Origin of the sequence: Pseudomonas sp. FP818 (assembly GCF_030687335.1) — a bacterium.
Taxonomy (GTDB): Bacteria; Pseudomonadota; Gammaproteobacteria; order Pseudomonadales; family Pseudomonadaceae; genus Aquipseudomonas; species Aquipseudomonas shahriarae.
Map to the genome: position 1 here is coordinate 591,613 of NZ_CP117427.1, position 11,345 is coordinate 602,957.

Annotated in this window: 12 protein-coding genes; 4 read left to right on the forward strand and 8 right to left on the reverse strand. The window is 61.9% G+C overall.

All coding sequences use genetic code 11. The annotated features are described in order from the left end of the window. The first annotated feature begins 397 nt into the window (after nucleotides 1–397). Nucleotides 398–1,162: an SDR family oxidoreductase gene (locus PSH80_RS02555; RefSeq protein ID WP_057437457.1), complete on the forward strand. Its 765-nt coding sequence runs from the start codon at nucleotides 398–400 to the stop codon at nucleotides 1,160–1,162. A gap of 196 nt (nucleotides 1,163–1,358) precedes the next feature. Next, nucleotides 1,359–2,264 carry a cation diffusion facilitator family transporter gene (locus PSH80_RS02560; protein WP_057437459.1) on the forward strand — a complete coding sequence of 302 codons (906 nt, stop codon included), beginning with the start codon at nucleotides 1,359–1,361 and terminating at the stop codon, nucleotides 2,262–2,264. Nucleotides 2,265–2,384: 120 nt separating this feature from the next. On the opposite strand, the gene PSH80_RS02565 is transcribed toward PSH80_RS02560, so the two are convergent. The 5 genes from PSH80_RS02565 to ureE all read right to left on the reverse strand — a co-directional run bounded on the left by PSH80_RS02565 (nucleotide 2,385) and on the right by ureE (nucleotide 6,070). Then, on the reverse strand, nucleotides 2,385–3,506 hold the full coding sequence (locus PSH80_RS02565) for an AGE family epimerase/isomerase (protein WP_057437461.1): 1,122 nt from the start codon (nucleotides 3,504–3,506) through the stop codon (nucleotides 2,385–2,387). Nucleotides 3,507–3,680: 174 nt separating this feature from the next. Then, nucleotides 3,681–4,253: a HupE/UreJ family protein gene (locus PSH80_RS02570; RefSeq protein WP_305419070.1), complete on the reverse strand. Its 573-nt coding sequence runs from the start codon at nucleotides 4,251–4,253 to the stop codon at nucleotides 3,681–3,683. Nucleotides 4,254–4,274: 21 nt separating this feature from the next. Beyond that, nucleotides 4,275–4,889 (reverse strand): urease accessory protein UreG, encoded by a 615-nt coding sequence (ureG, locus tag PSH80_RS02575; protein ID WP_003217431.1) that lies wholly within the window; start codon nucleotides 4,887–4,889, stop codon nucleotides 4,275–4,277. A 9-nt stretch (nucleotides 4,890–4,898) separates the two neighbouring features. Next, on the reverse strand, nucleotides 4,899–5,573 hold the full coding sequence (locus PSH80_RS02580) for an urease accessory protein UreF (protein ID WP_057958174.1): 675 nt from the start codon (nucleotides 5,571–5,573) through the stop codon (nucleotides 4,899–4,901). Next, nucleotides 5,570–6,070 (reverse strand): urease accessory protein UreE, encoded by a 501-nt coding sequence (ureE, locus tag PSH80_RS02585; protein WP_057437471.1) that lies wholly within the window; start codon nucleotides 6,068–6,070, stop codon nucleotides 5,570–5,572. The genes PSH80_RS02580 and ureE overlap by 4 nt, the downstream gene beginning before the upstream one ends. Before the next feature lie 342 nt (nucleotides 6,071–6,412). Between ureE and PSH80_RS02590 the strand changes: the two genes are divergently transcribed. Beyond that, nucleotides 6,413–6,931 (forward strand): C40 family peptidase, encoded by a 519-nt coding sequence (locus tag PSH80_RS02590; protein ID WP_128593132.1) that lies wholly within the window; start codon nucleotides 6,413–6,415, stop codon nucleotides 6,929–6,931. Nucleotides 6,932–6,936: 5 nt separating this feature from the next. On the opposite strand, the gene PSH80_RS02595 is transcribed toward PSH80_RS02590, so the two are convergent. Next, nucleotides 6,937–7,569, reverse strand: a complete 633-nt coding sequence (locus PSH80_RS02595) for a TetR family transcriptional regulator (RefSeq protein WP_057958175.1) — start codon at nucleotides 7,567–7,569, stop codon at nucleotides 6,937–6,939. Nucleotides 7,570–7,721: 152 nt separating this feature from the next. Then, a complete protein-coding gene (locus tag PSH80_RS02600; RefSeq protein ID WP_057437478.1) occupies nucleotides 7,722–8,141 on the reverse strand; it encodes a hypothetical protein in 420 nt (139 codons plus the stop codon). A 367-nt stretch (nucleotides 8,142–8,508) separates the two neighbouring features. Here PSH80_RS02600 and PSH80_RS02605 point away from each other — a divergent pair, with 367 nt between their 5' ends. After that, on the forward strand, nucleotides 8,509–10,578 hold the full coding sequence (locus PSH80_RS02605) for an AsmA family protein (RefSeq protein ID WP_186625845.1): 2,070 nt from the start codon (nucleotides 8,509–8,511) through the stop codon (nucleotides 10,576–10,578). Between the two features lie 134 nt (nucleotides 10,579–10,712). On the opposite strand, the gene PSH80_RS02610 is transcribed toward PSH80_RS02605, so the two are convergent. After that, nucleotides 10,713–11,243 (reverse strand): bacterioferritin, encoded by a 531-nt coding sequence (locus PSH80_RS02610; RefSeq protein ID WP_029297770.1) that lies wholly within the window; start codon nucleotides 11,241–11,243, stop codon nucleotides 10,713–10,715. Nucleotides 11,244–11,345 lie beyond the last annotated feature (102 nt).

The window sequence follows — 11,345 nt, forward strand, 5'->3', positions numbered from 1 at the left end:
AACATGACCTTCAAGCCTGTGGATAAGTCTGTGGTTAAACTCTGGAAAGACTGGTGTAGAGGCCGGATTTACTGGCCTGGAGCCATGCATCCCGACTCATCCTCCCGCAGGGGCCTACATATGGCCCGCCCAAGGTCAAGCAAAAAACTTTTTGAATCGCCCTGAAAGCCTTGTACATAGGGGCCTGGAGGGTTTTGTACTTGCCCCCAAAGACTGTGGGCGCAGCTGTGGATAACCTGCGCGCATATGGCTGCAGGCCACGGTTTACAAGGCTTTACCTGGGGTGGTTAAAAAGTGATCAGGTGTGCATGAAGTTATGTGCATAGCGGTTGCCGCAACGGCGGCGTAAGGGCATTCTGCTGGCTGATTTTTTCCCGATGCCCGCAAGGAGAACACCATGTCCAACACGCTGTTTATTACTGGCGCAACTTCAGGTTTCGGCGAAGCCTGTGCCCGTCGCTTTGCCGAGGCTGGCTGGAAACTGGTGCTCACCGGTCGGCGCGCCGAGCGCTTGAATGCCCTGGTCGAAGAGCTTTCCAAGCAGACCGAGGTGCATGGCCTGGTGGTGGACGTGCGTGATCGCAAGGGCATGGAGGAGGCAATTGCCAACCTGCCGCCATCGTTCAGCAAACTGCGTGGGCTGATCAACAATGCCGGCCTGGCCGTGGGCACCGACCCGGCGCCCAAGTGCAGCCTCGACGATTGGGAAACCATGGTCGACACCAACATCAAGGGCCTGCTGACCACTACCAGCCTGCTGCTGCCGCGCCTGATCGCCCATGGTCGTGGCGCCGGGATCATCAACCTGGGCTCCATCGCCGGTAACTACCCGTACCCGGGCAGCCACGTGTATGGCGGCTCCAAGGCGTTCGTCAAACAGTTCTCCCTGAACCTGCGCTGCGACCTGCAAGGCACCGGCGTACGCGTGACCAACATCGAGCCGGGCCTGTGCGAGAGCGAGTTCTCCCTGGTGCGCTTCGGCGGTGACCAGGCGCGTTACGACGCCACCTATGCGGGCGCCGAGCCGATCCAGCCGCAAGATATTGCCGACACCATCTTCTGGGTGATGAACACCCCGGCGCATGTGAACATCAACCGCCTGGAGCTGATGCCGGTCAGCCAGACCTGGGCTGGGTTTGCGATTGAGCGTGGGGCTAAATAAGGCTTAGCACCGCGCCGCCTGCAGCGCGGGCAAGTCGAATCGTCGCAGCGCGGCTCCCTCTTCTGAAATGCAATCAAATGGGGGAGCCGGGGTTGCCAGCGAAGGCGGCAAATCGGCCAAAAGGCGACATAAGGTACACTCCACTCCTGAAAACCCCACCGCAACCAGCGGTTTAAAGGTTTTGACAGGAGGATATGTGAGTAACCGAGGTGAGCAGGCACTGCTCAAACAATCGACCATCCTGATGTTCGCCGTGGCGATCGCCGGGATTGTCACGGGTGTGATATCAGGCGCCCAATCCATTTTATTCGATGGCTTTTTCTCGCTGATCGCGACCTTTATCAAGGTGCTGATGCTGATCACGGCCAAGCTGATCGCCAAGAAAAGCAATGACCGCTTCCAGTTCGGCTACTGGCACCTGGAACCCATGGTGCTGCTGATCGAGGGCAGTTTCCTGCTGTTGATCGCCATCTACGCGTTTCTCAACGGGGTGTTCGGCATTATCAATGGCGGGCGCGAGATCGAGTTGGGGCTGGTGATCATCTACGCCGCGGTGTTTACCGTGGTCGAGTTCGCCTACTTCTTCTATGTGCGCCACCGCAACCGCAAGCTGCAGTCGTCGCTGATCCAGTTCGACAATATCAGTTGGCTGGTGGACGCGATGCTCTCCGTGGGCCTGCTGGTGAGCTTCCTGGCCGCGTTGTTGCTCAAGTCCCAGGGCTACGGCGAGTGGGCGGTGTATGTCGACCCCTTGATCCTGATCCTGCTGGCCCTGAGCATGCTGGCGCCGGCCTTGAAGATCCTGCGCCCGGCCTTGCGCGACGTGCTGGGGATTGCCCCGGACCAGTTGGACGACAAGGTGCGCGAAGTGATGGATGCGGCCCAGGCCCGGCATGGTTTCGAGGATTACGTGTCCTACGTGCAGAAACACGGGCGGGCGCGGTTTATCGAGATCCATGTGGTGTTGCCGGCCGATTACCCGGTGGATAAGGTTGCGACGCTCGACGGGCTACGTGAAGAGATATCCACAGGGCTGGGCGCGCCGGACAAGGCGCGGTGGCTGACGATCAGTTTTACTGGGGATCGCAAGTGGATTGCGTGATCGGCCGTTAGACCGAGGTGAGGCTCTGGCAGGCAAGCCAGCTCCCACATTCGACTGCGTTCCAACGATGGAAACCGTTCAAGTGTGGGAGCTGGCTTGCCTGCGATGGGGCCGGGAAAATCAGCCGAGAAACTCGCTCAACCCCTGATAGCAGGTAGCCAAATGGTAAGGCGTAGTCGACGGCATATCCCGCCGGCTCACCTCACCCTTGGCATCCAGGCACTCATTCCAGCCCCTGGCATGCAGGAAATGCTGCTGCAACGCCAGCAACTGGCGCTCCAGCACCGCCGCGCTGCCCGGGCGCAAGGTCAGTGCCCGCAGGTACTCGGCCTGGGCCCAGATGCGCTGGGTGGCGTCACGCACGCTGCCGTCCAGCGCCAACATGCCGCTGACGGCGCCAGTGAGGTTATCCACACCGGTTTGCTCGGCATAGGCAAATGCCCGGCTCAGCGAGGCATGCAGCGCAGTGCCGCGCAGCAGGGGCGAGGACTCCAGCAGGAAGAACCATTCAAACTGATGCCCCGGCTCGAACCAGTTATCCACAGCGCCCAGGGGTTTTTCCATCATCACGCCATGCTGGCGCTCGATAAAGCGCTGTTGCATGGCCGTCGCCAGTGCCAGCAGGGCCTGTTGCACCGCCGCGTCTTCACGCACCGCGAGGGTGGCGAGGAAGCCTTCGGCCAGGTGCATCAGCGGGTTCTGTAGCGGGCCGGACTTGAGGGACGACCAGTTACGCTCCAGGACCGCCTCATACAGGCCGTCGCCCGTGGCAAAGCGCTCGGCGACTACTTCCAGGGCGGCATTGAGCACCGACTCCACCAACGGCTCGCGGACCTTGGCCCAGTAATGGGCGCAGGCGAAGATGATAAACGCGTGGGTGTAGAGGTCTTTGCGCTGGTCCAGCGGATTGCCGTGGGGGTCGATGCTGTAGAACCAGCCGCCGTGCTCGGCGTCATGGAAGTGCCGTTGCAGCGAGCGAAACAACGCCGCAGCGCGCTCTTGCGCAAACGCTTTGCCTGGCTCGCCGATCAGGCTGGCAAACACATACAACTGCCGGGCACAGGCCATGGCGCGGTAGCGTTGCGGGGGCAAGGGGCGATGGTCGGCGTCCAGCGCCTCATAGGGCAACGCCAGCTCGGCATTCCAGCCCGGACCCTGCCAGAGCGGCACGATCAGGTCGTTGAAGTGCGTGAGCACGGCGTTCAATTGAGGCTTGTGGGCGGAGCTTGGAGCGATGGGCATCGGCTGGCGTCGTCACGGCAGGGGTGTTTGCCGCGCATGGTAGCAGGCTTGAGAACAGTGGTGTCTGTGCGAGCGCTATCGCGGGCAAGCCCGCTCCCCATTTTTGAAGTGTGAACCCCTTCAAATGTGGGAGCTGGCTTGCCTGCGATGGGGCCCTTACAGGCACCGCAAGGCTCAGCCCGCCAGCAACCAGACCCCGGTCGCCGCCGAAGCCGCGCCCGCCAGCCGCACCAGCGGCGCCGCCGCAGCCGGCAAGAAGCGCACCAGCGCATACCCGGCCGCGTGCAGCACCGCCGTCGCCCCGACAAACCCGGCTGCATACGCCCAGGGGCTGGTCATGTCCGGCAGCTCCAGGCCATGGGCCACGCCATGGAACAGGGCAAACACCGCTGTTGCGGCCACGGCCAGCGCCACCGACGGGCGAATCGCCAAGGCCACCGCCAGGCCCAGGGCCAGTACCGACGCGGCAATCCCGCTTTCCAGGGCCGGCAAGGCCAACCCTTCAAACCCCAGCACGCCGCCGAGCAGCATGGTGCCGACAAACGTACATGGTAGCGCCCAACGCGCCGCCCCTTGTTGCTGCGCCGCCCATAGGCCGACGGCCAGCATCGCCAGCAGATGGTCCAGCCCGCCGAGGGGATGGCTGATGCCGGCCACCAGGCCATTGTCGCCGTGGCCCGGATGGGCAAAGGCCAGGGCTGGGACCAGTAGCAGGGTGGCGGCGGCAAACAGTTTGTTGAGGCTCATAAACAGCTCCTTGGTAAGGGATCAGGCTGCGGTCAGCAGGCCCTGGCGTTCGATAAAGGCGACGATTTCTTCCAGGCCGACGCCGGTTTTCTGGTTGCTGAACACAAACGGCTTGCCGCCGCGCATGCGCTGGGTGTCGCTGTTCATCAGTTCCAGCGAGGCGCCGACCAGCGGCGCCAGGTCGATCTTGTTGATCACCAACAGGTCCGACTTGCAGATCCCCGGCCCGCCCTTGCGTGGCAGCTTGTCGCCGGCCGACACATCGATCACATAGATGGTCAGGTCCGACAGCTCGGGGCTGAAGGTGGCCGACAGGTTGTCGCCGCCCGACTCCACCAGGATCAGGTCCAGGCCTGGGAAGCGCCGGTTCAGTTGATCCACGGCTTCGAGGTTGATCGACGCGTCTTCGCGAATCGCCGTGTGCGGGCAGCCGCCGGTTTCTACGCCGATGATGCGCTCGGGTGCCAGGGCCTGGTTGCGCACCAGGAAGTCGGCGTCTTCGCGGGTATAGATGTCGTTGGTGACCACCGCCAGGTTGTAGCGATCACGCAGGGCCAGGCACAGCGCCAGGGTCAGGGCGGTCTTGCCGGAGCCAACGGGGCCGCCGATACCGACGCGCAGAGGTTGTGTGTTCATGGGTTTCTCCTAGGAACGGAACAGGCGGCTGTACTGGCGCTCGTGGGCCATGCATGCCAGGGACAGGCCGAACGCGGCGCTGCCAACGTGATGGGGATCGCACTGGCGGGCGTCCTGCTGGGCTTGTTGCAGCAACGGCAGCAGCTCGCTGGTCAGGCGTTGGGCGGCCTGCTGGCCCAGGGGCAGGGTCTTCATCAGCACCGCCAACTGGTTTTCCAGCCAGCTCCACAGCCAGGCGGCCAGGGCATCCTCGGGGCTGATCGCCCAGGCGCGCGCGGCAAGTGCCCAGCCCAGGGCCAGGTGGGGTTCGGGGGTGGCGTCGAGAAAGCGGCGCGCTGCGTCATCCAGTTCCGGCAGACCGTTGAGCAGTTGTTGCAGGGAGTAGCCCATTTGCCGGCTCTCCTGGAACAGCTCGCGGGTTTCGCGGCTGACACGATGCTCTTCGCAGAGCTGGCGCAGGCGCGCCCAGTCCTGGTCGGCGGCGGCCTGGCACTGGGCAAGCAACAGCGGCGCTTCGAAGCGTGCGAGGTTGAGTAGCAGTTGGTCGCTGATCCAGCGTCGGGCGCTGTCGGCATCGCTGACACGGGCATTGTCCACGGCCATTTCCAGGCCCTGGGAATAGCTGTAGCCGCCAATCGGCAATTGCGGACTGGCCAGACGCAACAGCGCCCAGGCCGGGTTCACAGGCGCACGCCGAACTGATGCAGTTTGGGCGGGTAGTTGAAGTCTTCGTCACCGTGGCGTGAGTGATGATGACCGCCACCGTAGGCGCCGTGCTCGGGCTGGAACGGTGCTTCGAGGGTTTCGGCATGGGCCCCCAATTGCTCGAGCATGGCCTTGAGCACGTAGTCATCAAGCAGGCGCAGCCAGCCGTCACCCACTTGCAGGGCCACATGGCGGTTGCCCAAGTGATAGGCCGCGCGGGTCAGCTCGAAGGCGCTGCTGCAGGTTACGTGCAGCAGTTGTTCAGGGCGCGCGCAGACACGTACGACACGTCCGTCTTCAGCCTGTAGGAATTCCCCATCGTGCAGCGGCGGCTGACCGCGCTCCAGAAACAGGCCGACGTCTTCTCCCTCGGCACTGAAACAGCGCAGGCGGCTTTTGCTGCGGGCTTCGAAGTTCAGCAGCAACTCTGCGGCCCAGGTGGGTTGGGGGGCGATTCGGCGGTGGATCACCAGCATCAGGAAGCTTCCAGCTATGAGCGATAAACAGGCTAGAGCAAGGGGCTTGCCAACCCTGCTGGACGTAGGAAAACGCCGTAGGTCTGGGGCGTTGCGCCACTAAACGGGGCGAGGGGGTGGTGAGGGAGTGATTCATTGTGGTGCGTCATGGGCTGCGCAAGCACCCGAATTGGGCGGTTTTGGCGGGCCCCGCCAGCTGTTTTGCAGGGCGTTTCCTTCAGCTACTTGTCCCAGGGTTGATTTGGGATTGCTCCTACGCGCATAGGGGATTCCTCGCTCATATTTCTACGCGTCGTTTCACTAGGATTTCGCCCCCGTGTTTAATCCATTGCGACGTTCCTCATGTTTAAGTCATTTTTATGTGTAGTCATGGTCGGTCTGTTTGGCATCACCTCATCGGCTTCGGCCAACTTCAATAAGCGCACCACTTCCCTGGCCCCTTTCAGTTCATCGTTGCAGGCCGTGCCGCAACCCACCATCGAGAGTGTGGTCGACCGCGCCCATGAGTTGCTGGGCACCGCGTACAAGTGGGGCGGCAGCTCCCAGGAGCAGGGGTTCGATTGCAGCGGGTTGCTGGTCTATCTGTTCAAGACCGAGGCCAATATTGTCATCCCGCGCACCACGGCGGCGATGCACCGGTCAACGGCGGCGACGATCAAGCGTGATGCGCTGCAGCCCGGCGATGCGGTGTTTTTCAAGGCCAATGGCAGCAGCCAGGTCGGCCATGTCGGCCTTTATGTGGGTGAGGGCAAGTTCATTCATTCGCCGCGCAAGGGCAAGAGCATCCGCATCGACTCCCTGGCCAACAACTACTGGAAGAAGAACTACACCACCGCCAAGCGTTTTCACACGGTGCGTTGACCGCGCTACTCGGTGCTGCCCAGGCCTTGCCAGTGCTTGAGGCCGATAAAGATGAAGCGCAGTTGCTGGGTGATCTTGGCCTGGGGCGTGAGATGCGGCGGCAGGGCGGCGGCGGGCGGGTCGATGATGTCGGGCAGGGTGGCGAACACGCTCTTGACGATCAGGTCGGCCATCACATGCAAGCCGTCGGCATCCAGGTGCTGGAGCTTGGGCATCAGCGTCAGGTCGGCTGCCAGGTCCGAGGTGATGTCCTCGCGCAGCGCGCCGATGGCTTGGCGCACGGCCAGGCAACCGCCGTATTGCTCGCGGGCCAGGAACAGGAATTGCGAACGGTTGGCCGCTACCACATCGAGAAAGATCCGCACCGAGGCATCAATGATGCCGCCCATGACGAATTCGTTGTGGCGTACCAGGCGGATGGTGGCGCGGAAGGTCTGGCCGACCTCACTGACGAGCACCAGGCCCAGTTGGTCCATATCGGCAAAGTGACGGTAAAAACCGGTGGGCACGATGCCGGCGCTCTTTGCCACTTCACGCAGGCTCAGGCTACCAAACCCACGGCCACCCTCCATCAGATGGCGGGCTGCGTCCATCAAGGCAAGGCGGGTCTGTTGCTTCTGTTCGGCGCGGGGGAGCATTGGCAGCTGGGCTTTGTAGACAAGGACAGCGACGCACTCTAGCAAAACAACTTTACCGGCGTCGAACTTGAAACAGGGCAAAAGGGGGGTAGGTCCCACAAAGTCAAAGCCCGATCACTGGGGATCGGGCTTTTTTCAGGGCCGGCACGGGCTTAGCTCGTAGCTTTATGCATGTCATCCAGACGGTCGGAGCCGCCCTCGGCAACGAATTCGCGCTGTTGCAGGCGGTCCGAGCCACCTTCAACCAGACCTTTCTGTTCCAGGCGATCACGGCCGCCTTCGGCTACGAATTCACGTTTCTGCAGACGCTCAGAACCGCCTTCAACCAGGCCTTTCTGTTCCAGGCGATCGCGACCGCCTTCGGCGACGGCGTTGCGCTCTTGCAGACGGTCGGAACCGCCTTCAACCAGACCTTTCTGTTCCAGGCGATCGCGGCCACCTTCGGCAACGGTCTGGCTGATGTGCGCGGCGTCAGCCTTGGCTTGTGGGATGGCTTGTTCTGCGGCTGGCAGGGCAAAAGCGCTGGTGGCCAGGACGGAGAGTGCAACACTGAGCAGTAATTGGCGTTTCATGAGAGTGGCTCCTTGGGAGGGCGATAAAGTGGGTACGGAGCCAATGCTACTCTCGATATCTCGATATAAAAGTTCATAAACGCAATGGTAATAATCAACAGAATTGATTGTTCTGCGCCGAGGCTCTAAATCGCGGCTCTCAAGCACGCGCTTTTGCACCGAGGTGGGTATTTTTGACACGGGCGTGGGTAACAATGGTGCGTCATTGATGAAAGAAGCTGTCGGATTAGTCAGAAAAAACGCTTTTCACTGCTAATTGCCCTCTGCGGTTAAACCCCCAGGCCATTTGCCAGTCGTAGCCATATAAGCTTTAGCCCTTGCGCGCGTGGCCCGTGGCACGCGCAGTCGTAATCAGGAGCCCTGTGCAATGACGCGCACTCGTAAAATTCTCGCCTGGAGCAGTGCTTGCTTCGTCCTGCTGATCGCCGCAGTGGTACTGATCCTGGTGTTCTTCGATTGGAACCGGATCAAGCCGCAACTCAATGCCAAAGTCTCCGAAGAGCTGCATCGCGCCTTTGCCATCAATGGCAACCTGGCGGTGGTCTGGCAGCGCGAGCCGGACGAGGGCGGTTGGCGCGCCTGGGTGCCGTGGCCCCATGTGGTGGCCGAAGACCTGAGCCTGGGCAACCCCGAGTGGTCGAAAAAACCGCAAATGGTCACCCTCAAGCGCGTTGAACTGCGCATCTCGCCCTTGGCCTTGCTGGCCCAGCGCGTGGTGATCCCGCGCATCGACCTGACCGAACCGAGCGCCGAGCTGCAGCGCCTGGCCGATGGCCGCGCCAACTGGACCTTCACCTTTGATCCCAAGGATCCGAATGCCGAACCGTCCAACTGGGTGGTGGATATCGGTGCCATCGGTTTCGACAAGGGCCACGTGACCCTCGACGACCAGACCCTCAAGACCCGTCTCGATGTGCTGATCGACCTCCTGGGCAAACCCATCGCATTCAGCGAAATCGTCGGCGAGCGCGATGCCAAAAAGGCCCTGGAGCAGGGCGCGACACCCCAGGACTATGCCTTCGGCCTCAAGGTCAGCGGCCAGTACCACGGCCAGAAACTCGCGGGCAGCGGCAAGATCGGCGGGCTGCTGGCCCTGCAGGACGCTGCCAAGCCATTCCCCCTGCAAGCCCAGGCGAAAATCGGTGATACCAGTATTGCCTTGGCCGGCACCCTGACCGACCCACTGAACCTCGGCGCCCTGGACCTGCGCCTGAAACTGTCCGGTACCAGCCTGGGCAACCTTTACCCACTGACTGGCGTGACCCTGCCGGACTCGCCGGCCTATTCCACCGATGGGCGCCTGATCGCCAAGTTGCAGGAGGCCGGCGGTGCGTCGTTCCGCTATGAGAACTTCAACGGCAAGATCGGCAACAGCGACATCCACGGCGACCTGGCCTATGTCGCCAGTCAGCCACGGCCCAAGCTCAGCGGCGCGTTGGTGTCCAATCAACTGCTGCTGGCCGACCTCGCGCCGCTGATCGGTGCCGACTCCAATGCCAAGCAAAAAGCTCGTGGCGGTGAAAGCAAGCAACCGGCGACCAAGGTGTTGCCGGTGGAGGAGTTCCGCACCGAGCGCTGGCGCGATATGGACGCGGATGTCGAGTTCACCGGCAAACGCATCGTCCACAGTGCCGAATTGCCCTTTACCGACCTCTACACGCACCTGGTGCTCAACGACGGCCAACTGAGCCTCGAACCCCTGCGTTTCGGTGTGGCGGGCGGCAAGCTCGATGCGCAGATTCGCCTCAATGGCCGCATCACCCCGCTGGAAGGCCGGGCGAAACTGACGGCGCGCAACTTCAAGCTCAAGCAACTGTTCCCCACCTTTGAACCGATGAAGACCAGCTTCGGCGAGCTCAATGGCGATGCCGATATCGCCGGGCGCGGCAACTCGGTGGCAGCGTTGCTGGGCAGTGCCAATGGCGATCTGAAAATGCTCATCAACGACGGAGCCATCAGCCGTGGCTTGATGGAAATCGCCGGGCTGAACGTGGGCAACTATGTGATTGGCAAACTGTTTGGCGACAAGGAAGTGAAGATCAACTGCGCGGCGGCAGATTTCGGCATCAAGACCGGCCTGGCCACCACCCGCCTGTTTGTGTTCGATACCGAGAACGCGATCATCTACATCGACGGCACCGCGAACATGGCCAGCGAACAGCTGGACCTGACGATCAGCCCAGAGTCCAAGGGCTTTCGCCTGTTCTCGCTGCGTTCGCCGTTGTACGTCAACGGGCCGTTTATCAAGCCCAATGCCGGGGTCAAGACGGTGCCACTGTTGTTGCGTGGCGCAGGCATGGTGGCGCTGGGTGTGATCGTCGCCCCTGCGGCGGGCTTGCTGGCGCTGGTGGCGCCGAGTGGGGATGAGCCGAACCAGTGCGTGCCGCTGTTGCAGCAGATGCGGGAAGGCAAGGCACCGAAAACGGTGAAAGGCTAACTGAAGAAACCGATAGCTCAATGTGGGAGCGGGCTTGCCCGCGATAGCTGTGGGTCAGTTGCTAAAATGCTGACTGATACACCGCTCTCGCGAGCAAGCCCGCTCCCACCGTCGTTAGCTGTGCTGGCAGAGCCTTACAGGTCTTTGAGAATGTCCGCCATATCGTCAGCGTGCTCTTCTTCCTGGGCCAGGATGTCTTCAAAGATGCGGCGGGTGGTCGGGTCTTTTTCGCCGATGTACTGGATGATCTCGCGATAGCTGTCCACCGCGATGCGCTCGGCCACCAGGTCTTCGTAGACCATTTCCTTCAAGGTCTTGCCGGCTACGTACTGCGCGTGGGAGTTCTTGGACAGCAGGTCCGGGTTGAACTCGGGTTCGCCGCCCAGTTGCACGATGCGCTCGGCCAGTTTGTCGGCATGTTCCAGTTCCTGGTTGGCGTGCTCCAGGAACTCATCGGCGGCGACGCTGGCTTTCAGGCCGCTGGCCATGAAGTAGTGGCGCTTGTAGCGCAGCACGCAGACCAGTTCGGTGGCCAGCGACTCATTGAGCAGGCGCAGGATCTCTTCGCGGTCGGCGCTGTAGCCTTCGGTCACCGCGCCGTTTTCCACATTCTTGCGTGCACGTTCGCGAAGGGTGCTTACGTCAGACAAATGCATGTCAGTCATTTCAATCTCCTGAGGCTAATCCGGTTTTGCGCCACACTCTCGGGGTGTGATCGCTCCAAGTTGTGAGTGCTGCGCGGCGCAAAAAGTTTTATCGGATGTTGC